Consider the following 26,419-nt stretch of genomic DNA (forward strand, 5'->3'; position numbering starts at 1 on the left):
GGGAGACACCGCGCGCCGGCAGGCCTTCGAATGGTCGACAGCCCTGGGCGTGGCGGGCATCGGCGTCAGCATGCTGTATGAGGATCGAAGCCTCAAGGCCCAGATGAAGCAGGCCAACCGGCTGAATGCCGGCCAGGTGCTGATTGTCGGCGAGAGTGAACTGGCCGCCGGCCAGGTGGTCCTGCGTGACATGGCATCCAAGACCCAGCGCGAGATCCCGGTAACGGCCCTCGTGAAGACATTAATTGAGATATTCTCCCCGGCACCGGTCTGATACCGACCGCCAGGGGATCGCTTTTCTGATTTGAAAGGAGTATGACGGTGGCTGACATTCTCGGTGACATGCGAAGGACCCATCATTGCAACGCCCTATCCGCCAAGGACATGGGCCAGGAAGTCGTTCTGATGGGCTGGGTGCTGCGGCGGCGCGATCACGGCGGCGTGATTTTCATCGACCTGCGCGATCGCGAGGGGATTACCCAGGTGGTCTTCAACCCGGAAATCAACCCGGAGGTCCATGCCAAGGCGCATGTGATCCGCAACGAATTCGTCCTGGGTGTCCGTGGCAAGGTGGAGCCCCGGCCCGAGGGCATGGTCAACCCCAAGCTGACCACCGGCGAGATCGAAATCCTGGTGACCGAGTTGAAAATTCTCAACCCCGCCAAGACGCCGCCGTTCCTCATCGAGGACAATGTGGACGTCTCCGAGCTGATCCGATTGAAGAACCGGCATCTGGACCTGCGCCGCCCGCCCCTGCAACGCAACCTCATCACCCGCCACCGCACCGGCGCGGCTGTGCGCCGCTATCTCAACGCCAACGGCTTTCTGGACATCGAGACCCCCGTGCTCACCAAAAGCACGCCCGAGGGCGCCCGCGACTATCTCGTGCCCAGCCGCGTCAATCCCGGCCAGTTCTATGCCCTGCCCCAGTCGCCGCAGCTGTTCAAGCAGCTGTTGATGATCTCGGGCTTCGACCGTTATTATCAGATCGTGCGCTGCTTTCGCGACGAGGACCTGCGGGCCGACCGTCAGCCCGAGTTCACCCAGATCGATATGGAGATGTCCTTCGTGGGTGAGGAAGATCTCATGGCCATCAGCGAGGGCATGATGGCCGATATCTTCAAGGAGGTGCTGGGCCAATCCCTCACCCTGCCCTTTCCCCGGCTTACCTGGCACGAGGCCATGGACCGCTACGGTCTGGACAAGCCCGACACCCGCTTCGGCCTGGAGCTTAAGGATGTCTCCGATATCGTGGCCACCTCGGGATTCAAGGTCTTCGCCAACGTGGTCAAAAACGGCGGCATCGTCAAGGCCCTCAACGCCAAGGGCTGCATCGACTTCTCGCGCAAGGAGATCGACGATCTGACCGCTTTCGCCGCCGTCTACCGCGCCAAGGGCCTGGCCTGGATCAAGGTCCGCGAGGATGCCTGGCAGTCACCCATCGCCAAGTTCTTCACCGACGCCGAAAAGGCCGCCCTGGCCGAGCGCATCGACATGGCCCCCGGAGACCTGGTCTTCTTCGTGGCCGACCAACCCACGGTGACCAACGAAGCCTTGGGCCACCTGCGCAACCACCTGGGCAAACGCCTGGGGTTGATCGACGAAAGCCAATTCAACTTCGTCTGGGTCACCCACTTTCCCATGTTCGAGTACGACGAAACCGAAAAACGCTACCAGGCCCTGCACCACCCCTTCACCGCGCCACTGGAGGCGGACTACGCCAAGCTGGAGAGCGATCCCCCGGCCGTGCGTTCGCGGGCCTATGACCTGGTACTCAACGGTTTCGAGGTGGGTGGCGGCAGCATTCGTATCCACGACATGGAATTGCAGCAGCGGGTCTTCGCCGCCCTGGGAATGGCGCCGGAGACCTACCAGGAGAAGTTCGGTTTTCTGCTGGACGCCCTGGAATCCGGCGCCCCGCCCCATGGCGGCATCGCCTTCGGGTTCGATCGCCTGGTCATGCTGCTGTGCGGCGAATCCTCCATCCGGGACGTGATCGCCTTTCCCAAGACCCAGAAGGCGGCCTGTCTGCTCACCAACGCGCCGTCGGAGGCGTCCAAGGCCCAGCTCGACGAACTGTCGCTGCGGCTGAAGCTCACCGTCACCGAGGGCCAATAGAGGCCACGCGGCTTCAACACAGCAGGAGTGCTCATGACCTTGCGTAACGAGGTGCCTGTCGACGATTTGCGCTGTTTGTGCGATCCCTCCATTTTCGCTTTCGAGACCACCGCCGACATCGCTTCCCTGGACCAGGTGATCGGCCAGGAGCGTGCCGTGCGGGCCATCACCTTCGGCCTTGAGATGAAAAGCGCCGGCTATCACATCTTCGTCACCGGACCGGAGGGAACCGGGAAGACCACCATCGTGCAGGAGATCGTCGGCAAGGCGGCCCGGGAGCTGCCCACCCCATCGGACTGGTGCATGGTCAATAACGTCAAGGACGAATACCGGCCGCGGGCACTCGCCCTTTCCCCTGGCCAGGCGCCGCGTTTCGCCAAGAGTCTGGCCCGGCTGGTGAGCGACCTCAAGATTCGTATGCCCAAGGAGTTCCAGGCCGATTCATTCCGCGAGAAGGTGATCGAAATTCAGGAACGCCATGACGAGGCGCGCAAGACCCACTTCGACCGGCTGGACCAGGCCGCCCATGCGAAACAGCTGCGGGTGGAGAAAACCCCCTCCGGCTACCAGACCATTCCCATGAACGGTGACGAACCGTTCAGCGAAGCGGAATACGATAAGCTGAGCGACCCGCAACGACGGGCCATTGAAAAAACCGTGCAGAAATTCCAGGAGGACATCCAGACGGTCTTAAGGGAGATCAACCGCATCAACCACGCCCAGCAGAAGGAGATCCACAAGCTAGCCGGCGAGCTGAGTCTGTTCGTGATCAAGAACCGCATGGACCTGATCCGTGAGAATTACGCCGATCAGGCGGAGATCCTCGCCTTTCTCGATGAAATTCAGGCGGACATGGTCGAGAATGTCTCCCTTTTCCTGCCGCGGCCGGCGGATGCCGACGCGGAAAACGAGGCTTCCGCCGACGGAACCGAGCTCTCCCTGACCCGCTACAAGGTCAACGTCCTCGAGGACCGCTCGGGATTGACCGGCGCGCCGGTGGTCTTCGAGCCCAATCCCACCTATGCCAACGTCTTCGGCCGCATCGACAAAAAGGCCTTCATGGGAACTCTGGTCACCGACTTCACCATGGTCCAGTCCGGCGCCTTGCTGCAGGCCAACGGGGGTTTCCTCATCCTGGAGGTGGAGGCGGTTCTGAATCATCCCGAGGTGTGGGAATCCCTCAAGCGGGCCCTGCAGAACAAAATGCTCTGCATCGAGGACATGACCCAGGACATGGGCATGGGGACCGCGTCCCTGCGGCCGGCACCGATTCCCCTGAACATCAAGGTGATCCTTTTGGGCGGCTACGAGCCGTTTCAGGTGCTGCAGAACTACGATTCCAAGTTCAACAAGATCTTCCGCGTACGCGCGGACTTCGACTATGAGGTGGCCCGCACCGACGAAAGCGAACGGCTCTACGCGCACTTCATCGCCCGGGTGTGCCGGGATGGCGGGCTTTTGCCCTTTACGCCGGGGGGTGTTGCCGCCGTGGTGGAGTATGGCGAAAAGGCCATTGATAGCAAAAGCAAACTCTCCCTGCGCTTCGGCGCCATCACCGGCGTGATCAAGGAGGCCGATTACTGGGCCCGCAAGGAAGGCGCCGACCGCATCACCGAGGCCCATGTTTTCACCGCCTTCAGCGAATACCGCTTTCGCTACAACCTCTACGAAGAAAAAATCCACGAGAATTACGTGGACGGCACCATCATGATCGACGTGGCCGGTGAAGCCGTGGGCCAAGTCAACGCCCTGGCGATCTATCAGATCGGCGAGATCGCCTTTGGCCGGCCATCGCGCATCACCGCCGAGACCTTCATGGGCCGTCCCGGCATCATCAACATCGAACGGGAATCCAAGCTCTCGGGCAAGAGCCACGACAAAGGCGTCTTGATTCTCTCGGGTTATCTGGGCCGCACCTTTGCCCAGCGTTACCCCTTGAGCCTGACCATCAGCCTCACCTTCGAGCAGAGCTACAGCAGTGTCGACGGCGACAGTGCTTCCTCCACCGAACTGTACGCGATCCTCTCCTGCCTGTCGGAGCTGCCCATCCGTCAGGGCATCGCCGTCACCGGATCGGTCAACCAGAAGGGGCAGGTCCAGGCCATCGGCGGAGTCAACCAGAAGATCGAGGGTTTCTTCGACGTGTGCCAGAGCAAGGGGCTGAACGGCCGCCAGGGCGTGATGATTCCGGCCGCCAACGTAAAAAACCTGATGCTCAAGAAAAGTGTCATCGATGCCGTCAAGGCCGGTCAATTCCGGATCTGGCAGGTCGGCACAGTTGAAGAAGGTATCGAAATCCTCACCGGCAAACCGGCCGGAACACCCGACGGCAACGGCAACTACCCGGCGGACACGGTGTACGGACGGGTCCAGCGCAAGCTGGAAACCTATTTGAAGCAGAGCCTGAAACTGAAAACCATGGTACGATCGAACAAGGCATAGGCGCTGCCGAGCGATCCTGGATGACGGCCGATGACCCGTGTATAAATCATGCACCTCCCTCCAATGGAGATCATAGAGCATCATGAACATTGAAGATCGTGCAACATTCAACCCGCGGATCATCCAGGACCTGAAGAATCGATCGGCAATAGGACTGCTATTTTACATAATAATCGTTCTTATCGTCATTTTCACGGACGATTTTTATACGCGGCATACGAACTTCTCCCTCTTGTTCAGCATCTCAATTTCCTTCACCTGTCTTTTTCGGTTCGTCCATCTGTTGGTTTCCAAATGGTCGCAAGAGCCATTCAGTGCTCGGCACAAGGTTATCTTTTTCAGCAGTGTGGGAATTACCGGACTGATCTGGGGCGTCTGTTACGCTTATCTGATGGTGTTGAAAGACGAGAATACGGCCAGGCTGCTGATGGCCATCTGTACGGCCGGCCTTAGTGCCGCCGGTACCGTAGCGTTCATGCCGAGTGTAAGACTCGCGATATTTTACAACTGTGCCATGCAGGTGCCGGCCATCGTCCTCATGTCCATTTACCAGGTCGACCTTCCCCTGGTCATCGCCATGCTGATGTTCTGTGTCTACATGGTATTGATGTCAAACCGGGGCAATCGTGAATACTGGCAGGCGTTGGAGAACGAGCAGCTGCTGATTAAAAAATCCGAACAACTGAAAATTCTCAGTCGCATAGACAGTCTCACCGGCCTATACAACCGGCGCCATTTTGATGAACGCCTCATCCAGGAATGGAAAGAGGCGTTACGGGTTCAAAAGCCGCCTACCGTGATCATCTGCGACATCGATTATTTTAAAAGGATCAACGACCGCTACGGCCACCAAGCCGGTGACGAATTTCTCAAGCTCACAGCAAGCCTTCTGCGAACCGTGTTCAAACGGGATACGGATGTCGTGGCCAGATTCGGCGGGGAGGAATTTATCGTGCTGCTCACCGACAGCACGCCGCAGATGGCCTTCGACCTGGCGGAGGCGTTGCGCCGGCGAATGTCGGAAATGCTGATGCCATACAAGGGTACAAACGTGTCGACAACCATGAGCATCGGCGTCGCCAGCAAGGTTCCCGGAATCCGCGAATCGGGGGATGCGTTGATTGCCCGCGCCGACAAAGCCTTTACCGGGCCAAACGGGAAGGTCGCAATCGGACGATTGTCGACCCCCAGGTTCAGCCATCCCCCCAACCATCAGCGAGTATCGAATGAAAAGCGGAATCAGCGGCGGGCACGAATCATTCATCTGCGCCAAGTCGGTCGTCACGCAATACCCCTTTTAACCCCTTTGCCTGGAGCTCCCATGCCGCAAATCGCCAACCGTCTGGCCCATTTCACCGAATCGGTCATCCGCGAAATGACCCGCGTGGCCAACCAATACGATGCCATCAACCTCTCCCAGGGGTTTCCCGACGCCGATCCACCGCCGGAAGTCCTCGCCGCCGGCAAGCGCGCCATGGACAACGGCCCCCACCAGTACGCGATCACCTGGGGCAGCCTGCGCTTTCGCGAAGCCCTGGCCCGCAAGCAGCGCCATTGGATGGGGCTCGACCTCGACCCCGATGCCAACATCGTGGTCACCTGCGGCAGTACCGAGGCGATGATGACGGCCATGATGACCGCCTGCAATCCCGGCGACAAGGTGGTGATCTTCTCTCCGTTTTACGAGAATTACGGCGCCGACACGATTCTCAGCGGCGCGGATCCCATCTACGTGCCGTTGCATCCGCCGGATTTCAACTTCGATGAAAACGAGCTGCGCGCCGCCTTCGCGCAAAAGCCCAAGGCCATCGTGCTGTGCAACCCGTCCAATCCGTCGGGCAAGGTCTTCTCCTTGGCGGAGCTTACGATCATCGCCGATCTGGCCAAGGAATTCGATGCCTTCGTCATCACCGACGAAGTCTACGAACACATCGTCTACGCACCCCACCAACATCACTACATCGCCGCCTTGCCGGAGATGTTCGAGCGCACGATCTCCTGCAGTTCCCTATCCAAGACCTACAACATGACCGGTTGGCGGCTGGGCTACGTGATCGCCCCGGAGGCGATCATCGCCGGAGCGCGCAAGGTACACGATTTTCTCACCGTGGGCGCCGCAGCCCCACTCCAGGAGGCCGCCGTGACCGCCCTGGACCTGCCCCTTGGTTATTACGACACGCTCACCGCCGATTACACGCGCAAGCGGGATCTTTTTCTCGGCTGCCTGGACGCGGCCGGCCTCACCTACACCACCCCCCAGGGGGCCTATTACGTGATGGTGGATTGCTCGGAATTCGGCGTGACCGATGACAACGCATTCTGCCGCTGGATGGCCAAGGAGGTGGGCGTGGCCGCCGTACCCGGATCGAGTTTTTTCCACGAACCGGTCAATCACCTGATCCGGCTGCACTTCTCACGGTCCGAGCAGATTCTGGCCGAAACCGGGCTGCGCCTGAAAAAGCTGAAGTCGCTACGGTAGCCGAGGCGATACGGTCGCAAACGGTCATTCGCTTTCCGGGTCGACCGCTTTCTCTTTACGTCTCAAGACAAACCCGGTAGCGGGCAGGATATCCTGGAAGGCCTGACCGTAGATTTCCCAGATGGTCACAAACAGGGCGGCGATGATGGGGCCGATGATCACCCCCACCATGCCAAACATGAAAATGCCCCCCATGGTGCCGAAAAAGATCATCAATTCGTGCATCTGGGTATCCTTGCCCACCAGGATCGGCCGCAACAGGTTGTCCAGGCTGCCGACCACCAGCCCGCAAAAACCGCCAACCCGATGCCTTTGGCAAGGGCGCCGTTGAAGGACAGAATCAGCGCCGCCGGCAGCCAGACGACCGCCGTGCCCACGCTGGGGATGATGGAAAGCACCACCATGATGGCCCCCCAGAAGGCCGGACTGGGAATACCGGTCACCCAGAAGGCCACGCCCGCCAAGCCCCCCTGAAGCATGCCGATGACCGCGGTGCCCTTCAGGGTGGCGCGGGTGACCGAGGTAAACCGCACCAGCATCTGTTGTTCGTCGTGATCCTGCAGGGGCAAATAGTAGAGAATCTTCTCCAACAGGCGCTCACCGTCCATGAGAAAAAAGTACATCGTGTAGAGCCAGGTGAAAAGCATGAAGAAAAAATTAACCGCCCCCATGGTGGCCGATTGGAGGTTGTTGATCAGGAACTGGCTGATCTTGCCGACCGCCTCGCCGGCCTTACGCATGATCAATTGGTTGTGGGGCGCGATCCAGTCGTCGTAATGGGGAATCGCCGCCAGGTATTCGGAAAGCGCATTGGGCTGCTCGATCTGCGCCTTCACCCAGGGCATCACCGATTGGCTGACCTTGATGGCCTGGCCGGTCACCACACCGGTGAGCACGGTCAACGGGATAAGCACCACGACGATGATCAATACCAGGGTCAACACCGACGCCAGACTTTTGCGCCCGCCCAGCCAGCCCGCCAGGCGTTCGTAAACGGGACGCGTCAGGGCGGCGAAGATACCGGCCATGAAGATCGCCATCAAAAAAGCGCGGATCATCGAAAGAAAGACCGCCGAGATAAAGATAACCAGGAGAATCACCACGAACTTGTTGAGTTTGTCGTCATGCATAACCGCTATGCTCCCGCGAATAGACGCCCGCTAAAGGGTCGGCCCCGTGACGGCCGGGCAAGAAATACAAATGAATGGAAACGTAAGCTCCCACATACTCCAAAAAACCGTCGAGGACAAACACCGGTTGCGGGAAAAGGTCCTCTGCCACCGTCCTCGACAAAGATCCGCCGGGCACACTTTATTGATGCAATTCACGAATAACTGTTGTAGTTTAAAGTTTCACTCACCATAGCACCCAAGTCAATTTCTATAGTGTTTAAGATAATGTTTTTGGCAAGGCCAGAGGGAGGAAGCGGTATAAACCATATCGCGACGACCGATAACGCAGCCGAAAAACATTATCTTGAATACGATAAACCCTGCATCAGCGAGGTAACCGCCTATGAACCGGTTTTTGAATTTCCTTGGCAGGCGCCCGATCTATCTTTCCCTCATCCTCGGTCTTCTGGTTATCGGCCTGGAAACAACGGCCCAAAGCGGCTGGCTGGAAACCGGTACCCAGGTCTTGAAATCAGTTGGCGGGAGCGGTGGTGAAAACGACCTTTCCAACCAGGACATCGGTGCCGCGCTCAAGGAGGCCCTGCAGATCGGAACGGACAATGTCGTCGCCCGGCTGGGCAAAACCGACGGCTTCAATGCCAACCCGGCCATCCACATCCCCTTGCCCGAAAAGCTCGAGACCGTCAAGTCGGCCTTGTCCAAAGTGGGCATGTCCGCCACCTTGGACGATCTAGAACTTAAACTCAACCGGGCCGCCGAACTGGCCACGCCCAAGGCCAAGCGCCTTTTCTTAGACACGATCAAGGCCATGTCCTTCGCTGATGTCAAAAGCATCTACAACGGTTCCAACGATGCGGCCACCCGCTATTTCGAGAAAAAAATGACCCCCGCCCTGACCCAGGAAATGCAGCCGATCGTATCCAACAGCCTGTCCCAGGTGGGCGCTGTCCAGACCTACGATCAGATCATGGGGAAGTACCGCAGCCTGCCGTTCGTCCCGGATATCAAAGCCGACCTGACATCCTATGTCATTGAAAAGGGCTTGTACGGCATCTTCTACTACGTCGCCCAGGAAGAGGCCGCCATCCGCAAGGATCCGGTCCGCCAGACCAGCGATCTTTTAAAACGCGTATTCGGGTCGAAATAAAAGCCGACGGATTCGCAAAATACCCACAAGGCTTGCGAACCCGCTGGAACGACGATTTTTTACGCGTTCATCAAAAACCGGTCGTTCTGGATGGGCCCCAATCTATATCTTTATCTTTTAATAAATGTGATTTTTTATCTTATATCCACTCAAGTCATCCCCGGTACCAACCGATAAACTGAAAATCAATGGATGTGTTGAGAACCCCGATCTACCTCTATTTCTTTTATTGGAAAGGTGATGACCGCATGGCCCGTATGAGCAATCTTAAAATCAGACACAAAATGCAGTTGACCGGTATCCTGTATCTGGCCTTGATCGCTATCGTTCTCTACTTCTTCATCAGCTCGAACACACTGATCAGGCAGTCGACCGAGCACCAACAAGCCTTGAATGCATTGTCCACCGACATCCGGCATCTGGAGATCGGCATCAAGGATTACGTCTACAACCGCCTTGCCCTCGATGTGTTGCGTCAACGTTTCGAGGGCTTGGGCAAGCGTTTGGCCGACCCCACCTTAGTCGAGGATCTGAATACCGTTCAGGAGCAGACCAACGCACTGGCCCAATTGCGCGCCCGCAATCAAGTCATCGAAGAAAAGATCGACAAGCTGACCGAAGCCTCCCTGAATGCCTCCAATGTCGTTATCAAAGCCATCAGCGACCGATTGGTCGGCGCACAGACCCGATGGGACGTATCGGACATGGAACGGGCCGTCATCGTGGGTGCGAACATGAACACCAACGCCAACTTCCGGATCAAGGTGCTTTTCGGCAAACTGAAAGCGGATATCGGGGTCAAAGACAGCCTGATCGATTTCCTGGATACCCTGGTGAAAAATGTCACCAAGGATATCGAAAGACTCAAGGGAACCGAGAACGAGGCGGCGGCCAGACAGGCCAAGGCCACCAACCTAATCGTCAAGGAGTTGGTGCTTGAATATATCGCGAATGTGAATAAACTCAACGCCAGTGAAAAACAAATCATGCAATCCATCGACAGCATCGACCACGGCATCGAGGGCCTGGTGCTGAAAAGCAGCGAAAATGTGTTCGGAAAAATAAAGGGCTACTTTTCTACCATCATCAGCGTGATTCTGGCCGCCTCGATCCTTGGCATTCTGATCAACTTCATCCAGGCGAAGGCCATATCGGGTTCATTGAATCAACTCAACCAGCGGGTCCGGGATCTGGCGGAAGGCGAAGGCGATCTGACCAAGCGCATCCTGGTCCGCAGCCAGGATGAAACCGGCGAATTGGCCCAATGGATCAACCTTTTTGTCGAAAAGCTGCAGCATATCCTAAGGGACGTCAAAAACAACGCGGATTCACTTCACCAGGCGTCAGGAACATTGACCGACGTTTCTCACCAGATGAGCACGGTGCCCGCTCGGCCTCGGAAAAGGCCGACGGCGTTGCCTCGGCAGCCGAGCAGATGAGCGCCAACATGAATTCCGTGGCAGCGGCCAGTGAGGAGGCGTCAACCAACGTCACCATGGTGGCCTCCGCTTCCGAGGAGATGGCCGCGACAGTCAAGGAAATCGCCAAAAACGCAGAAAAAGCGAGCGGCGTTACCAACGATGCGGTCCAGAAAGCCGGCGGCGCAACATCCAAGATCAATCTGCTGGGCGAGGCGGCCGATCAAATCAGCAAGGTCACGGAAGTGATCACCGAGATATCCGAGCAGACCAACCTGTTGGCCTTGAATGCCACCATCGAAGCGGCCCGCGCCGGAGAGGCGGGCAAGGGGTTTGCCGTGGTGGCCAATGAGATCAAGGAACTGGCCAAGCAAACCGCCCTGGCGACGCAGGAGATCAAGTCCAAAGTGGCGGCGATCCAGCAATCGTCTGTCCAAACCGTTGATGAAATCAAAATCATTTCCGAGGTCATCGGTGAAGTGGACGCCATTGTTTCCACCATTGCCGCCGCTGTGGTAGAACAATCGTCAACGACCGATGAAATCGCCGGCAATGTCGCCCAAGCCTCCCAGGGAATTCAGGATGTCAATGAAAATGTGGCTCAAAGCTCCACCGTTTCGGAACAGATCGCCGGAGATATCCGCGGGGTGAACCAGGCCGCCGGCATGCTGGCCGACAATAGCGCCCAGGTGACGACGAATGCCGAAACATTGGCGCAGCTATCGAAAACGCTGCATCAGACCATTGGACGGTTCAAACTGTAACCCGCGGTATCGGCATGCCACCGCTCCCGGGCCGCATGGTGGCCCGGGAGGTCTCATGTAACCCCATTTTGATGTTGATATTTGTCATGGGACATTTGACATTTTTACAAGTCCCCGGCGTGAATAAACCGTGGCAAACGATCAAGCCTTTTCGCCCATCCCGCTTGCGTTGTGCTCCCGCCTACACCGCAAATGGAAAGGCAATCGCCGGATGGTGCTGGTAGTCCTCTAATTTGAAGTCGTCCAGGTTCACCCAGGTTTCCAGATCCTCGAGGGTTTTGATCGACGGGTTGATTTTGAGTTTTGGCAGCGGGTAGGGCTCGCGCTTGAGTTGAATATCCCGCACCTGGGCCAGCTGATCCTCATAGATATGCGCGTTCACGATCTTGTGAAAGGCCTTGGCGGGACGGTTGCCGGTAATCCGGGCGATGATCATCAATAGCCATGCCACCTGTACTTGGTTGAACCCGTGCCCCAGGGGCAAATCATCCGAACGCTGGTAACTGGTCAGGTACAACCGGTCGCCCAAAAGACTGAAGACGTGGGTATGCATGCAGGGGGCCAGACAGGCCCGATCCAGCTCCCCCGGATTGTAGAAGGTCATGATTTCCCGGCGATCGTCGATGCCCTTTGACAGATGGTCGACGACCTTGCGCAGCTGGTCGATCTCCTGGCCTTCGGGATTGCGCCAGCCTCGCCCCTGAACGCCATAGCAGCGTCCCATGTCATCATCGCCCGTGCGATACGGGTTGGCCAGCCAATCGGGATTTTCGTTGGCGTTGGCATTCCAAGTGTTGCAGCCCAGGGCACGGAACTGGGCCGCGCTTTGATAGCCGCGCAGGTACCCCAGCATTTCGGCGATCGCCGGTTTCCAAAACAATTTCTTGGTGGTCAGCACCGGCAGGGTGCCGTCGCTCACATCGTATTCAAAGTCTGCATTGATGACCGTCAAACACCGTTTTCCGGTTCGGCTGTTGTAAACCCACGTCCCCTCGTCGATCACCCGTTGGCAAAGTTCCAGGTAAGCTTTCATGGCACTCCTTCATGGTACGGCCTTGCGATCTTCTCCGACCGGTCGCCCACCGTCGCGTGAATGGCGCCAGGTCGTATTAAGTACGCCATTATATACCAAAATGGAATAAATGCGAAACGATCTCGACGATCCGGTATCGGCAGGCGGGAAAAAGGAAGCCATCATGGAAAAAAAGAGAACGATATCCATGATGCTTCCGGCGGGTGACGCGGCCTCCTGGCACCGCCACCTTCAACCGCTCGGCATGCCAGGGGGGATGAAGGCATTACTGAATGCCGTAGTCCGTGGCATAAACCATGTGCGTAGAGAAGTTTTCAGGATCGTCTTCATTGAGTTCAAAGACCCGTGCGCCCCGAAGCCGGTCTCTTTCATCACCGCTCAGACCATAGGTCCCGAATCCGGTGTTGGCGGAATAACCGAGGTAGATGCCGTAGTAGTTGCCCACGTAATTGTTGACATGGTCATGCCCTACAAACACCCCCTTCACATCGCCGCGCTCAAGCATGGCGGCGTAAAAACCGCTGTTGAACGGTCCCGGGCAGACGTCTTCGTTCTTTTCGCCCACCACCGCGTGCCGATCCTGCATCTCCCACATGGTGGCGAATTCCTGCAGGGGGATATGAAAAAACATCAATCCCGGCACCTTGGCATGCATACGCTTTTCAAGGAATTTTGAAGTTTCGACATACCAGATGATCTGGCTGTGCTTGATCCAGTCCCAGCCGGGGTATCCGTCCAAAGACTGGCCGGCGATTTCGTCCGGAGCATAGCGCCCGGAGTCGAGCGCCCAGATGTTGAAGACGGGCCGCATCCCCCGCGAGCCGTAAATCAGGGTATACATGTTGCCGGTGCCCTCCACATTTCGTGGCCCCCATTGGTTGATATTGTATGGATAGGACATGTAGATCTTCAGCATCGCCGCTTCATCCAAACCGGTTTTCTCGGTATGGTCCTCATCGTGGTTGCCGAAGGTGACCAACCAGGGGATGTGGCGCTCATCCACCGGCTGAACGATATTGTTGATGGCCACCATGACATCATCGGGGGTATCACATCCACCAGTGACATTGTCGCCGGTGAAGACGACGAGGTCCGGCGTCTGATCGTCCAGAACGGCCTCGATCAGCTGGACGGTCCGAGGATCGGTATCCTCGTCATCTTGTGTATCGGTAAACTGCACGATTTTAAAGCTCCGGTCGTCATTGAACCGCAGGTGAAATTTCCCCATATGGCCGGCCTGGGCGACAGACCCGATACTGGCGATGCACAGCGCGGCTGCTGCGCAAAAGCATAAGACTCTCGAAATTCTCATGTTCATCTTCCCCTTTCGAATGAAAAAGATGACAATTTCGCATCCATGCGCCGCTGTCGACGGGGCAACGCGTGGGGCGGGATTGTCTCAGTTGGATATGGCGCTTACGTTTGGTATTATTCCGGCCGGAATGGGGTGATTAAGCGGGAGCCATGTTAGCTCCCGATTAAAATTCGAGAATTTTCTCTTCAGTGACGTTAGTTCTGGGTTAAGGGAGGGTTTACACGGGTTATTCGCCAATTACCGTATAGAATTTCAAGTCGGTCGAGGCGCACAGGTCGGTCATCGCGGCCGGCAACGCCTCCCCGGGTCTGGGCGGCCCGAACACTTCGATCAGATGGTCGATATGCGTCTTCAAAGCCTGTTTGTCACGCCACTGTTCCCGCAGGACAAAATTTCGCGGATCATCCTTCTGCTGGTGGAAAACATAGCCAAGACAACCGTCCTCTGCACGGGAAAGGGGTGTGGCCTTCTCGGCAAAAGCACGAAATGCCTCAACGGTGTCTTCCAGGGTACGGACATGAAATAAAATCGTGATCATCGTCATCCCTCCTGAAATCGTCATCCGGCGGTGAGATGGATGCCCCTTTACGGGCGTATCGGTTCAATCGGGGTCATCGCGGGAAAGCCACGGATGCTATAGCGCGCCTTGTGATTGTATTGCAAGGGTAGAATGAGGCCCCTCCATGGAGAACATTATATTTGTATTAAACATGATGGAATCCGGACGAACCAGTGGGATCAGGCAAGAAATGAGCAGGAATGGGTATTCAAAATCGATGGATAAGGCTTATTGTTTTCACATACCCACTCTCAAGAAATGGGCTCCATTGACAACGTTGCCGTCAACGGCACAACAGGAGGATGTTTGATATGAAAACCAAACGACTTGGAAGAACCGGCCTGCTGGTTTCAGAATTGTGTTTTGGAACGATGACCTTCGGCGGGAAGGGATTCTGGCGTGCCATCGGTCAACTGCCCCAGGAAGCGGCGGACCGATTGGTGGGAGAAGTCCTGGATGCAGGGATCAACTTTATCGACACCGCCAACGTCTACTCCGAGGGAGAGGCGGAAACGATTCTTGGCAAAGCCTTGGGGAAACGGCGTCAAGACGTGGTGCTGGCCACCAAGGTACTCGGCCCCATGGGGCCGGGGCCCAACGACACGGGACTGTCGCGCCGGCACATCCTGCAGGCGGTCGAGGCCAGCCTGACGCGCCTGGGCACGGATTACATCGATCTTTACCAGATTCACGGGTTCGATCCGCTCACCCCGCTGGAAGAAACCCTGCGGACCCTTGACGATTTGGTACGATCCGGCAAGGTGCGCTACATCGGTTGTTCCAACCTGGCCGCCTGGCAGGTGATGAAATCCCTATGGATTGCCGACAAGCACGACCTGCACCGGTTCGAAAGCCTGCAGGCCTATTACACCATCGCCGGTCGCGACCTCGAACGCGAAATGGTGCCGTTGCTCGAGGATCAGCACATGGGGCTCATGGTCTGGAGTCCCCTGGCCGGTGGCCTTTTGTCCGGCAAATACGACCGTGACGGCAAGGGGCCGGGAGGCGCCCGCCGCGTGGATTTCGATTTCCCGCCGGTCAACAAGGCGCGGGCCTTCGACGTCGTGGATGTCATGCGCGACATTGCCCGCGAAAAATCGGTCTCCGTGGCCCGCATCGCCCTGGCCTGGCTCCTGCACCAGCCGGTGGTCACCAGCGTGATCATCGGGGCCAAGACCCCGGAGCAGTTGGCCGACAACCTCGCCGCCACAGAGGTACGCCTGACCGCCGACGATCTGGCGCGTCTGAACACGGTCAGCGAGCTGCCCGAGGAGTATCCCGGATGGATGCTCGAGCGCCAGGCCCAGTATCGTTTTCCGGAAGAGGCGGCGGATGCCTGATCCCACCGTACGGGTGAGCGTCGGATTCGGTCAAAATTCTTTGTAAATCCTCGCCAACGGATGCCCCGGCGCCTGGAGGGCCAGATCGTTGAAGTAACCGTAAGGGGTTTTGACCGCCAGGTAACCGGCGGCGTCCAGCCGCTGCTGTACGCGATCGATCAGGGTACCGGCCGCCGCCGGTTCGGCCTTGGCTTCTCCCAAATGGGTGAACGAGTGCAGGACAACCTCACGGGTTTCCCATTTCCGGGCCAGCCATTTGGCGTTTTTGACCAGCTTGGTTTCGGCCGAGCTGCCATCAACCACATCCGCCGGTTCCACATGGATGAAGGCCACGACCGCCTGGTCGCAGGCCATGGGCGTCGCCTCAGGAGCATCGTCCAGGGTCTTGAGGGTCGGCTGCCAGGCAAAACGGTCGCAATACCAGAACAAAACACGCATGATCGCCTCTTTTTTTTCAATACACGCATTGAACCCGGTTTTGCCGCCCGTCAAGGGCCCGTCACCGAGCCTTTCTCTTCCAGCGCCCCCTCGCCAAACAGGAACCGGTCGATCCAGGTCAGTCCCAGCAGGAGCAGCGCCTCATCATCCTGCTCGATGGCAGCCAACTGTTCCGGGGAAACGGCATAGCGCGACAGGAAACTGCTTTCAAAAACAAAACGGCGGAAGGTGTCCACGTTGTAGCTGGCCATGAACGCCATCTTCATGGCCGGGCTGTCGATGCCCTTGGGACCGAAAGGGTTGCTTTGAAACCGGGCGGCGATGCGTGCCCATCGACTGTTGAGGTCCGTGTAGGCATCCATCTTTTGGTCGGCCATCCAGCTCTCGGCGGTCCAGCTGCAATTCTCCTGGTGGCCCTTGCAGTGTCCGTGGCGCACGACATAGCAGTGCATCCTAAGGTTTCCGTCTTCATCACCGTACATGAACGGTTCCAGTGGATAAGCGCGACACGAATAGGGGCGGTCTTCATAGATCGTGCACCCCTGCTCCTGCAAAAAGGGACAGGGTTTTCCGGGCCGATCACTCATCTTGAGCATCACGTTGGGAAAGGTGGGCATATCCCGGATAGCCGTTAAGGTGTACTCGGTCAAAAAGGTCTCCGAAGAGATGCCCAAATGCCGTTTCATCCGAACGATATCGTAAGGGTACAAATACATATCGGCGTCGTGGCAGCAACGCGTAAAACAAGACACACCGCTGTGACAGGCAAATTGGAAGTGGTCCTTGCCCAGCAGGTAGCGGTTACCGGTATTGCTCATGGGGGGTGTATTCATCATTTGGTTTCCAACGATCTCCGGTTTATCATCTCCGAAAAGGCGCATTTGCCAACTTGGGAAATTGAGGTGACACAGGTGTTCCACACTGATGATCCGTGGGCAACCCGACAGCGGCCGTATCCTAAACCGCTCGATGCGCATGCTGGCCGGATTTATTGGTTACAAGAAGGCTGAAGTGGGGTCAAGAGCAGACTTTCCGCTGGGGAAACAGTAGCATGACGTAGGCGCAGTTTTGCAACCCAATCCCTTGGCATCGCATCCACAAGACAACCAGCGCGGTCCTATTTACCTGAAGATATTATTATATTGTCAACAAATAACTTTATTTTCAAACTGGCACGCGGCCTGCTTTTAATTAAGAGATCCCAACATTGCCGTTCGGGTACGAATGGATCGGCAATCTTAGAATCATACCATGAAGAAAAAACCCGGCAGCAGATGAATACACCGCATTACCACTATCTATTCGGCCCTGTACCGTCCCGCCGTTTCGGGCGTTCTCTGGGCATCGATCTGACGCCGCGGAAGACCTGCAGCCTGGACTGTGTCTTCTGTCAGTTGGGACGCACCACCCGCAAAACCCTTGAACGAAAAGCGTATGTCCCCACGGCCGATGTGATTGAAGAAATCGAGCAGTGGTTGAAAAGCGGCACCTCTGCCGACTATCTGACCCTTTCGGGATCCGGCGAACCCACACTGCATGCCCAGTTTGGTGATGTGCTGGCCTTTTTACACCGCCAACCCATCCCTTCCGTACTTCTCACCAATGGCACCCTTTTTTATCTGCCCGAGGTCCGCGCGGCCGCCGCCCAAGCCCAGGTGGTCAAGGTATCGCTCAGCGCCTGGGACCAGCGTTCCTTCGAATGGGTCAACCGGCCCCAGCAGCAGCTTGACTTCGCAACGATCTTCGACGGACTGCGTGAATTCCGCAAAGGATTCGATGGCCAGCTGTGGATCGAGGTATTTCTGCTCGCCGGCATCAACGCCATGCCCAAGGATGTGAAAAAAATCGCCCGCCTCGCGCGGGCCCTCAGACCGGACCGCATTCATCTCAACACCACCGCCCGGCCACCCGCCGAAGATTTTGCCGCCGCAGTTCCCAAGGCCCGATTGGAGGAGCTTACCGGCCTGTTTGAGCCGCCGGCCCGAATCGCTGCCGATGAGACCGCCCATCGATCCCCAAAAACCATTGCCGACGAAGCCAGTATTCTTGCTATGCTAAAGCGCCGCCCGTGCACGATGAACCAGATCGAAACAGCATTTGGCCTTCACATCAACGAGGTATCTAAAATATTAGGGCACCTCATAGACACCCACCAAGTACGCGCCGATTTGAAAAGGACAGAGGTCTACTACACATCGACTTCAATCGGCAGTCATTCTTTCCAGACACAAGACAAATAGGGGCGGCCCCCAAAAACGGTTCCGGGGCGTGCAAGATTTGAACTTTGCATGGCGAGCTTCGTCTCTTTTTTGCGCTTTGCATGAGAATGCACTACTTCTCATACTCTTCTCCAGACATTACCACTGTGTAAAAATTATATATAAACCCTAAATGGTTATGTATATCAATAAAATCATTTTTATATCGTGGCACGCACCTTGCTTACGGAAGCATCAGTAGTATTCACGCCGAACTGCCCGACAAGGCAAGCCATCCGAAAGGATGGGGCGCAAAGCTTCTGGCCTACCCCTTTTTTTCGAGAAGGCATGGCTGCATAGCTGCCGAAAGCAAACGGTTGCATCCGACATGGATTCAACGGTTTGTAAAAATTGAATCATGGAGGATTGCAAAATGTCGTACCCTTTCAGCGCATTTCTGCGCAGACCCGTTGCCCATGGTCTCATCCTGGGTATTTTTTTATTCTTTTCATCCATTTGCCTCGCACAAGCAGCGGAAGTGAGCTTGGCCTGGGATGCCAACGATCCGGTTCCGGACGGATATCGGATTTACCAGCGTACGGATGATGCGGCCTATGACTACTCCCAGCCGGCCTGGACAGGTACGGTAACATCGGGAACCGTCACCGGCCTGGCTGACGATACCACCTATTATTTTGTGGTCAGGGCCTACGCGGGGTCGCTGGAAAGCGCCGATTCGGAAGAAGTCACATATACCACGCCGGCAGCGACCTCAACCGCCACGACCTATTCCATCACGGCGTCGGCAAGCGCGTTCGGCACGATTTCACCCTCAGGTACGGTTTCCGTCTCCGAAGGTGCCACTCAGACATTCACGATTTCTCCAGACACGGGCTACCAGGTTACCGACGTGCGCGTGGATGGCGTCTCCCAGGGTGCGCTCACATCCTATACATTCAACAATGTCACCGCCGACCATACCATCAGCGCAACCTTCGCGGCGGACAGTTATACGATCACCGCCAGTGCCGGAACCGGCGGCAGCATCTCGCCGTCGGGCAGTGTCAGCATAACCTACGGCGGAAGCCAGACATTCACGGTAACGGCCAATAGCGGCTACCAGGTTACCGACGTGCGCGTGGATGGTGTCTCCCAGGGAGCGCTGACATCCTATACATTCAGTGATGTCGCCGCCAGCCACACCATCAGCGCAACCTTTGCGGTAAACAGTTATTCGATCACCGCCAGTGCCGGAACCGGGGGCAACATCTCGCCGTCGGGCAGTGTCAGCATAACCTATGGGGGAAGCCAGACATTCACGATAACGGCCGACAGCGGCTACCAGGTTACCGACGTGCTTGTAGATGGTGCCTCCCAGGGTGCGCTGACAGCCTATACGTTCAACAATGTCGCCGCCAGTCACACCATCAGCGCAACCTTTACGATGGACACCTATACTGTAACCGCCTCGGCAACCGAGGGCGGGTCAATTTCTCCGTCCGGCCAGGTCACGGTTGAGAGCGGCGCCAGCCTGGATTTCTCAATGGTGGCGGATGAAGGCTATGAAATCGTGGATCTTCTGGTGAACGGAACTTCGGTTGGCGCACAAACGCGCTATACCCTGGCGGACATTGCTGCGGATGGTACGATCGAAGCGGTTTTCGATCTGGAAAACCAGGCCCCCGTGGCGGACGCCGGACCGGATCAAACCGTCGATGAGGCACAAAAAGTAACGCTCAGTGGCTTGAACTCCATTGACATGGATGATGGCATCGCTTCGTTCCAATGGCTTCAACTTGAAGGCCCCAAGGTCACGTTGGACAATCCGGGTGAAGCGGAAGCGACCTTTACCGCACCGGATGTGGATACGTCAGGCGCCTCGCTGGTTTTCGAACTGACCGTGACCGATTACAATGGCTCGGTTAGCGTCGATACCAGCATTGTCAACGTGACCTGGGTCAACGTTCCTCCGACAGCGATGCGGGTGATGGGGCAACCGTCGCTGAAGAAGATGAGGTGGTGCTGGATGCCTCCGGCTCGACCGATCCGGATGACGGCATCGCAAGCTATTCCTGGAAGCAGACCCAGGGACCGATAGTCACCCTTTCCAACGCTCAGTCCGCCAGTGCCTCTTTTACGGCACCAATCCTTTCCACGGACGGCGCGTCGCTGACCTTTGAGGTCACCGTGACCGATGCCGGCGGACTGCAGGATACGGACACCGTCATCGTTGTTGTCGAGCACGCCAATCAGGCACCCCTGGCCGATGCCGGTTCGGACCAAGAGGTAAATGCCGGTGATGAAGTGACCCTGGATGGCACTCTGTCTACAGATCCGGATGGTGAAATTGTAACTTACCACTGGAGTCAGACAGAAGGAACGCCCGTCACCTTGTCCGACGCAACCGCCGATACCCCAACCTTCATCGCGCCAAATGAAGGTGAAGACGGGGCCACGCTGACCTTCGCGCTCACGGTCACCGACGACGGCGACATGTCGGCCAAGGATGCCGTTCAGGTGAGGATTGCCCCGGTGGTTACCAAAACCGAAGACGATGTCACCGCCCCTTCGGTAAATATCGAAAGCCCATCCAGCGAATGGTTCATCGCATGGCAGTCGTCCATCAGCATGTCCGGCAAGGCCTCCGATGACACCGCCGTCACCAGCGTGACCTGGGAAAATAATAAGGGGGGAAGTGGCGTTGCTACGGGAACCACCGAATGGCGTATTCCATACATTCGTCTTAAGGTCGGCTTCAATGTGATTACCGTGACGGCAACCGATGCCGCCGGCAATGCGACCTCCGCATCCACGGTCGTGGCGCGCATAAGATAAACCGGCGAGGGTTCATCCTGGAGCAACCTTCATAGATCGGCTGATGATGAGCCCATAACGATCGAATAAACCCAACGACGGCCATGGAAATATTTCCTGGCCGTCGTTGCAATCCTTTCCTTCCTACGCGTCATCATCATACTCGGGATAGTGCGTCCGCATGCATTCGGGGCAGATACCATGACTGAATTCAGCCTGGGAGTGATTGCCGATATATTCTTCCACCTGGTCCCAGTAGCCCTTGTCATTTCGAATCTTCTTGCAAAATGAGCAGATGGGGATGATTCCCTGAAGCGTCTTGACATGGTCCAGGGCACGCTGCAGCGCGTTGACCTTCTCGGAGAGACGGCTTTGCAGATCGACAATGCGCTTTCCCACCCCGATCCTTGCCCAAAGTTCTTCCGCATCAAACGGTTTGACCAGGTAGTCGTCCGCCCCGGCATCAAGTCCGGCGACGACATCTGTTTTCGTCCCCTTAGCCGTCAGCATGATCAAATAGGGCGGCTGATCGATAGGCTGGGCCCTGATTCTGCGAACGAGCGTAAGACCATCCATTTCCGGCATCATCCAATCCAAAATCGCCATCCGAGGGGCATCGGGCCGCTGCATCACGGCCCATGCATCGGCACCGTTGACGGTCTCGGTGACAGTGTGTCCTTTTTTCCGCAGCAAGCCTGACAGCATTTTACGGCTGGTCAGGTCATCCTCGGCGATCAGAATGCGCATGGCGATCGGCCTTCCTTCCAATCCTTTTTTCATCACGATTCCATTTATCTTCCCAAATGGGATCTCATGGCCTTTTGCAATGCGTCGAAGCGGCCGGTCAGATCGTCCAGCCGGCAGGCCAAAACATCGACGTTCCCCGTCTTGGCGGCAACCTCCATCTCCAAAGCCGACTTGCTCAAGGCAACTCCCCCGACATTGGCTGCCGCGCCTTTGATCTTATGGGAGCAGCGCTCCACCCCGGAGAGATCGTTTGATTCCACCAGCCTGGCGATCAACGCGATCTGCCGGGGAATATCTTCAAGAAAAGTTTTTGCGATCGTTGACAAAAGGTCTTCATCCCCCATCAAGCGATCCAGCAATACGGATCGATTCCATACCGTGGCGGAGGAATTCCCAAAGGATGGTCTACACTGCGGCGGCTGAATCGGCCGCTTGATTTTGTTTTTCCGGACGGGCAGCCACTTGGCGATCTTCTCGATCAGGCTATCGGTGGATATGGGTTTGGTGAGGTAGGCGTTCATCCCGGCCTTAAGACAGCGATCCCGATCATTGGCCATGGCGTGTGCCGTCAGCGCGATAACCGGCACCTGATGATTCATCACACCCGAATCGGGATTACGAATCTGTCGGGTTGCTTCAAGCCCGTCCATTTCCGGCATCTGCACATCCATGAGGACCATATCGTAAGGAATCATGGCCAGGGCATCCAGCGCTTCCTGACCGTTGGCAACCGTATCGGCTTTGAGGCCTATTTTTGCCAGCATGCCCATGGCCAGTTTCTGGTTGGCGGCGTTGTCGTCGGCAATCAGAACACGCGCCCCGCATCCGGCAAAAATTGGATCAGGCGGGCTGGCCAAACGCTCCGGAGAAAAGCAACGCGGTCGCTGCCCACCGTCGCCACCACCACCAAGCAGCATCGACAGGACACGCTTCAATTCGACTTCCCGAATCGGCTTGGCCAGGCAGGCGGCAAAATCAACACCTGCCGAAGGGGAGACTTTCCCCTTTTTGGTACCCATGGCAGTCAACAGGACCATTTTCAAGCTCGATAGGCGGCGATCGGCTCTGATGGCGCCACCAAGGGCAATGCCGTCCATGTTCGGCATCTGCATATCGACCAGGGCAATTTGATAGGGATCCTTTTGGTCGAGGGCCAGATGGAGGGCCTTTAAAGCGCTTTCGCCGTCTGCGGCCTGGGTCGTCCGTATTCCCGCACGACGCAACATTTTTTCTAGGACGCTACGATGGGTGGTATTGTCATCCACAATCAACAGCCTGGTATCGGCAAACGGAGAGCCATGGACTGTCGGCGCTTTTTCGCCACGGGTCTGTTTATCCAGATCGACACTGAACCAGAACGTCGACCCCTCGCCATGCCGGCTTTCCACGCCGATCCGGCCGCCCATGAGTTCGGCCAGTTGCCTGGAAATCGCCAACCCCAGCCCCGTTCCGCCATACTTGCGGGTGGCCGAGGCATCTCCCTGGGTAAAAGGATGAAAAAGATCGTGCTGGCCCTCTTTGGAAATCCCCATGCCGGTATCGCTGACCGAGAACCGCAAACGCACCGTTTGGGCGGTCTCATTCAGGCGGGAAACCCGCACGGCAACCTCACCCACCGGCGTGAATTTAATGGCATTGCGACCAGATTGACCAGGATCTGCCGCAAACGCCCCGGGTCTCCGATAAGCTGCGTGGGCACATCCGGATCGATTGCGCAAATAAACTCAAGCCCCTTGTCATGGGCACAAAACGCCAAACCCGAGGCGAAGTCGGCCAGTTGATGCTCCAGATCGAAATTGAGCGCTTCCAAATCGAGCTTTCGGGCCTCGATCTTTGAGAAATCCAGGATCTCGTTGATGATACGCATCAGGGTTTCACTGCTGCTGCGCACGACTTCAACATAATCCCGCTGTTCATCGCTCAAATCCGTGTCGAGAAGCATTCCGGTCATACCGATAACCCCGTTCATGGGCGTCCGGATTTCATGGCTCATGTTGGCCAGAAACTCGCTTTTAGCGACATTTGCCGCCTCCGCTTCAGCAGCCAGCCGATTGGCCCGGGCGGTTTCCGCCTGCAGACGACGGTTGGTTTCCAGCAAATCCTTTTGCGCCTGCCACTTCTTGGTGACATCGCGAAACCACCATACCCGGCCGACGATTTCATTACCGAGCCGTTGCGGATGGGAATAGCGTTCGAAAAAGCGGCCATCGGTAAGCTCGATCAAATCGGAACTGATCTCTTCGGGATGCAGGTACAACCTATTGATCCGCTCCAAAAAGGCATGGGGTGCTACCAGCTGATCGAGAACATAGGCGATCAGTTTATCGTCCCGGGCCTCCTTGGCAAGGGCATCCGGGATCCGCCATTGTTCCAGAAACTGCCGGTTCCATTTCGAGATGCCGCCGTTTCGATCCACGACGAGTATCCCATCGGTCGTGGCTTCCAGCGCGCTATCCAGCAGGGACAATGACGATTGCAGCGCCGCTTCGGTCCGTTTGCGAGGCTCCAGATCATCGATGACCCAAATCACCCCCCGGTTCAAATCGCCCGTATCCAAAGCCTTGCCGGAAAGCGTACACCACACCGGCGTGCCGTCCCGACGGGAGAGTTGGTAATCGACCTGAAACTGGGTACCGTTGGTCAGTTTTTCATGGTGGGCCTCGCCAAATGCTCTAAAGCGATCTTCATTCAGGTGCATCTGGCGCATGCTCATGCCGTTCATTTCCTCCGGGCTGTCATAACCCAGGATGTCGGCCAGGCGCTGATTGCAGCGGGCAAGGTATCGGCCACCGCGTAGCAGCAGGATTCCGATCTGCGAATTTTCGAAAATGGACTCGAAGTCCCGTCTGGCATCGGCCAGCGCTGTCTCGGCACACTTTTGCGCAGTGATATCCGTGATCACGCCGACCATCCCGGCCGCTTTTCCACGGGGGCTGACGACGACCGCCTTGTGGTAGACGACATGGCGCGGTCCCTGAACGGCGGTGACCTCCAGGCCATAGGTCAGCGGCTCTCCCTTGGTGATGATGTTCAGGTCCTTGCGGTGCTCGGTCGCCGCCAGCTCCCACGGCAGGATCTCGAGGCTGGTGCGGCCCACAATAGCCGATTTCGGCAAACCCCAGAAATCGGCAAAGGCTTCATTGCATTCCAGATAGATTCCCTCTGCATCCTTGTAGAAAATGGGTGTCGGTGCCGCGTCCAGGAGGGAACGCACAAACAGCGTCTGGTTTGTAATGGTTTCGGACGATTGCTCGCAGACCTCAATGTCGACAAAGGTTTCGACCAGCACCGGTTCGCCGTTCCATTCAGTCATGGTCACCGATTTGAGAACCGGGATTTCCTTACCGTCCGTCCGCCGCAGAATGCGGATGGAATGATCCACCACTTGACCATCGTCAAGCACCGGGCATGTCCCCTGCTGCGCCTGACACAAGTACGTCGCACAGGGTTGTCCCAACAGGGTCTGCCCTCGATCGGTACCGGCAAGCCTGCGTGTGTATTCATTGGCCCAACGGATTCGTCGATCATGGCCGATGATGACAATGCCGATCGGAAAAGCCATGAGGATGTCCTGCGTAGGACCCGTCAGCGGCAGCGCCCCCATGTCGACCGGCTGTGGTTTTTCCGCCCTGTTGACCGTGCCTGATCTGGTAAGGGGGAGCTTTGCGAAATATTTTTCGATCATTTGTCTTGTCAAAACGCTGTACTAAAAAAAGTGGCGTCACTTTTTTCCGCGTGCACACCATGTTGGCGGCAACCATCAATCCAATCCAGATGACCACACGCTGCCATAACCCTCGTAATAAACACTTCTTCCACTAATTCGGCAGAGACTGTGATTACTTGAGGGTCAAACGCCGATCCAACTCCCTCTGATTTCAAGTCCATTTCATCACAAATCCGCCGGCGATGGCCTTCGACGAATCTGTTGTTGACATTGGCGGCGGCGGCGCATAATACCATGGCATATAAAGTTGTTGGATTCGTAAAAATCAGCTGGGGGAGCCCCGACAGCGGGGCTGAGATGGCGCAGCGGCGCCGACCCTTTGAACCTGATGCAGGTCATACTGCCGTAGGGAAAGCGCGACAACAAAGCCGTTTTGGGTCTTTTTCTTGTCAGGCTTGCCTTTCGGGCGGGCCTTTTTTATTGGCCCCTGCTCCCCCGGGTTTCCCATCACCCCCCACCAGGAAGAGGTATTCTCCATGGACTACACCACCCAGATGGATGCCGCCCGCAAGGCATCGTCACCGACCAGATGCACGTCGTCGCCCAAAAGGAGCAGATGGATGTCAATGTTCTGCGGGACCGGATCGCCGCCGGCACGGTGATCATTCCGGCAAACAAAAACCACGCCAACCTCGACCCGGAGGCGTCGGCCTGGGGTTGCGCACCAAGATCAATGTCAATCTGGGGATTTCCAAGGATTGCTGCGACATCGACCGCGAGATGGACAAGGTCCGCCGGGCCCTTGAA

Annotated in this window: 23 protein-coding genes and 2 riboswitches; of the genes, 13 read left to right on the forward strand and 10 right to left on the reverse strand. The window is 56.9% G+C overall.

Going from position 1 to position 26,419, the window contains the following annotated elements:
* The 4 genes from JCM12296_RS17930 to JCM12296_RS36620 all read left to right on the forward strand — a co-directional run.
* On the forward strand, nt 1-274 hold a 274-nt coding region (locus JCM12296_RS17930; RefSeq protein ID WP_246804514.1), incomplete at its 5' end, for a His/Gly/Thr/Pro-type tRNA ligase C-terminal domain-containing protein.
* A gap of 47 nt (nt 275-321) precedes the next feature.
* Nucleotides 322-2,118, forward strand: a complete 1,797-nt coding sequence (aspS, locus tag JCM12296_RS17935) for an aspartate--tRNA ligase (RefSeq protein ID WP_054696117.1) — start codon at nt 322-324, stop codon at nt 2,116-2,118.
* Between the two features lie 33 nt (nt 2,119-2,151).
* Nucleotides 2,152-4,560 carry an ATP-binding protein gene (locus JCM12296_RS17940; RefSeq protein ID WP_054696065.1) on the forward strand — a complete coding sequence of 803 codons (2,409 nt, stop codon included), beginning with the start codon at nt 2,152-2,154 and terminating at the stop codon, nt 4,558-4,560.
* 82 nt (nt 4,561-4,642) lie between these two features.
* Complete coding sequence (locus JCM12296_RS36620) at nt 4,643-7,039, forward strand: aminotransferase class I/II-fold pyridoxal phosphate-dependent enzyme (RefSeq protein ID WP_083456256.1); 2,397 nt, start codon at nt 4,643-4,645, stop codon at nt 7,037-7,039.
* A 24-nt stretch (nt 7,040-7,063) separates the two neighbouring features.
* On the opposite strand, the gene JCM12296_RS47710 is transcribed toward JCM12296_RS36620, so the two are convergent.
* Nucleotides 7,064-7,264, reverse strand: a complete 201-nt coding sequence (locus JCM12296_RS47710) for a hypothetical protein (protein ID WP_281492053.1) — start codon at nt 7,262-7,264, stop codon at nt 7,064-7,066.
* Entirely contained in the window at nt 7,252-8,169 is a 918-nt protein-coding gene (locus JCM12296_RS17950) for an AI-2E family transporter (protein ID WP_281492054.1), read from the reverse strand. Before JCM12296_RS17950 ends, JCM12296_RS47710 begins: the two co-directional genes overlap by 13 nt.
* Nucleotides 8,170-8,554: 385 nt before the next feature.
* Here JCM12296_RS17950 and JCM12296_RS17955 point away from each other — a divergent pair, with 385 nt between their 5' ends.
* The 3 genes from JCM12296_RS17955 to JCM12296_RS17965 all read left to right on the forward strand — a co-directional run bounded on the left by JCM12296_RS17955 (nt 8,555) and on the right by JCM12296_RS17965 (nt 11,501).
* Nucleotides 8,555-9,319: a DUF4197 domain-containing protein gene (locus tag JCM12296_RS17955; RefSeq protein WP_054696068.1), complete on the forward strand. Its 765-nt coding sequence runs from the start codon at nt 8,555-8,557 to the stop codon at nt 9,317-9,319.
* A gap of 197 nt (nt 9,320-9,516) precedes the next feature.
* Nucleotides 9,517-10,758: a HAMP domain-containing protein gene (locus JCM12296_RS17960; RefSeq protein ID WP_172683963.1), complete on the forward strand. Its 1,242-nt coding sequence runs from the start codon at nt 9,517-9,519 to the stop codon at nt 10,756-10,758.
* Between the two features lie 8 nt (nt 10,759-10,766).
* The gene (locus JCM12296_RS17965; protein WP_172683964.1) at nt 10,767-11,501 is read left to right on the forward strand and encodes a methyl-accepting chemotaxis protein; all 735 of its coding nucleotides are present in this window, start codon (nt 10,767-10,769) and stop codon (nt 11,499-11,501) included.
* Between the two features lie 181 nt (nt 11,502-11,682).
* Here the strand turns inward: JCM12296_RS17965 and JCM12296_RS17970 are convergent, their stop codons facing one another.
* From JCM12296_RS17970 to JCM12296_RS17985, 3 genes are all read right to left on the reverse strand, one after another.
* Nucleotides 11,683-12,534, reverse strand: a complete 852-nt coding sequence (locus JCM12296_RS17970; protein WP_054696078.1) for a thymidylate synthase — start codon at nt 12,532-12,534, stop codon at nt 11,683-11,685.
* Between the two features lie 265 nt (nt 12,535-12,799).
* Nucleotides 12,800-13,846 (reverse strand): metallophosphoesterase family protein, encoded by a 1,047-nt coding sequence (locus JCM12296_RS17980; RefSeq protein WP_213182168.1) that lies wholly within the window; start codon nt 13,844-13,846, stop codon nt 12,800-12,802.
* A 229-nt stretch (nt 13,847-14,075) separates the two neighbouring features.
* The gene (locus tag JCM12296_RS17985) at nt 14,076-14,387 is read right to left on the reverse strand and encodes a putative quinol monooxygenase (protein ID WP_054696086.1); all 312 of its coding nucleotides are present in this window, start codon (nt 14,385-14,387) and stop codon (nt 14,076-14,078) included.
* A 332-nt stretch (nt 14,388-14,719) separates the two neighbouring features.
* Between JCM12296_RS17985 and JCM12296_RS17995 the strand changes: the two genes are divergently transcribed.
* On the forward strand, nt 14,720-15,748 hold the full coding sequence (locus tag JCM12296_RS17995; RefSeq protein WP_054696095.1) for an aldo/keto reductase: 1,029 nt from the start codon (nt 14,720-14,722) through the stop codon (nt 15,746-15,748).
* Between the two features lie 30 nt (nt 15,749-15,778).
* On the opposite strand, the gene JCM12296_RS18000 is transcribed toward JCM12296_RS17995, so the two are convergent.
* Complete coding sequence (locus tag JCM12296_RS18000) at nt 15,779-16,240, reverse strand: threonyl-tRNA synthetase editing domain-containing protein (RefSeq protein WP_246804515.1); 462 nt, start codon at nt 16,238-16,240, stop codon at nt 15,779-15,781.
* Nucleotides 16,237-16,980 carry a YkgJ family cysteine cluster protein gene (locus JCM12296_RS18005; protein ID WP_246804518.1) on the reverse strand — a complete coding sequence of 248 codons (744 nt, stop codon included), beginning with the start codon at nt 16,978-16,980 and terminating at the stop codon, nt 16,237-16,239. The genes JCM12296_RS18000 and JCM12296_RS18005 overlap by 4 nt, the downstream gene beginning before the upstream one ends.
* Between JCM12296_RS18005 and JCM12296_RS44840 the strand changes: the two genes are divergently transcribed.
* The 4 genes from JCM12296_RS44840 (at nt 16,861) to JCM12296_RS18020 (ending at nt 21,219) form a co-directional block, all read left to right on the forward strand.
* On the forward strand, nt 16,861-17,196 hold the full coding sequence (locus tag JCM12296_RS44840; RefSeq protein WP_246804520.1) for a hypothetical protein: 336 nt from the start codon (nt 16,861-16,863) through the stop codon (nt 17,194-17,196). The two genes, JCM12296_RS18005 and JCM12296_RS44840, sit on opposite strands and share 120 nt — an antisense overlap.
* A 264-nt stretch (nt 17,197-17,460) precedes the next feature.
* Nucleotides 17,461-18,426, forward strand: coding sequence for a radical SAM protein (locus JCM12296_RS18010; protein ID WP_054696098.1), 966 nt, complete (start codon nt 17,461-17,463; stop codon nt 18,424-18,426).
* A gap of 234 nt (nt 18,427-18,660) precedes the next feature.
* Nucleotides 18,661-18,752, forward strand: a riboswitch (cyclic di-GMP riboswitch).
* Between the two features lie 176 nt (nt 18,753-18,928).
* Nucleotides 18,929-20,482, forward strand: coding sequence for an InlB B-repeat-containing protein (locus tag JCM12296_RS39990; RefSeq protein WP_172683965.1), 1,554 nt, complete (start codon nt 18,929-18,931; stop codon nt 20,480-20,482).
* Nucleotides 20,404-21,219, forward strand: a complete 816-nt coding sequence (locus JCM12296_RS18020) for a PKD domain-containing protein (protein ID WP_172683966.1) — start codon at nt 20,404-20,406, stop codon at nt 21,217-21,219. Before JCM12296_RS39990 ends, JCM12296_RS18020 begins: the two co-directional genes overlap by 79 nt.
* A 123-nt stretch (nt 21,220-21,342) precedes the next feature.
* On the opposite strand, the gene JCM12296_RS18025 is transcribed toward JCM12296_RS18020, so the two are convergent.
* From JCM12296_RS18025 to JCM12296_RS18035, 3 genes are read right to left on the reverse strand one after another with little or no spacing between them, the layout of a single operon-like run.
* On the reverse strand, nt 21,343-21,978 hold the full coding sequence (locus JCM12296_RS18025; protein WP_218188151.1) for a response regulator transcription factor: 636 nt from the start codon (nt 21,976-21,978) through the stop codon (nt 21,343-21,345).
* Between the two features lie 11 nt (nt 21,979-21,989).
* Nucleotides 21,990-23,546 (reverse strand): response regulator, encoded by a 1,557-nt coding sequence (locus tag JCM12296_RS18030; RefSeq protein ID WP_172683967.1) that lies wholly within the window; start codon nt 23,544-23,546, stop codon nt 21,990-21,992.
* Nucleotides 23,528-25,507 (reverse strand): PAS domain S-box protein, encoded by a 1,980-nt coding sequence (locus tag JCM12296_RS18035; RefSeq protein WP_172683968.1) that lies wholly within the window; start codon nt 25,505-25,507, stop codon nt 23,528-23,530. The genes JCM12296_RS18030 and JCM12296_RS18035 overlap by 19 nt, the downstream gene beginning before the upstream one ends.
* 426 nt (nt 25,508-25,933) lie before the next feature.
* Nucleotides 25,934-26,042: riboswitch (TPP riboswitch) on the forward strand.
* Between the two features lie 287 nt (nt 26,043-26,329).
* On the opposite strand from JCM12296_RS18035, the gene JCM12296_RS50605 reads away from it, so the two are divergent.
* Nucleotides 26,330-26,419 (forward strand): phosphomethylpyrimidine synthase ThiC (locus JCM12296_RS50605; RefSeq protein ID WP_422698823.1); only part of this gene is annotated, 90 nt, incomplete at its 3' end.

The organism is Desulfosarcina cetonica JCM 12296 (assembly GCF_001311845.1).
GTDB lineage: Bacteria > Desulfobacterota > Desulfobacteria > Desulfobacterales > Desulfosarcinaceae > Desulfosarcina > Desulfosarcina cetonica.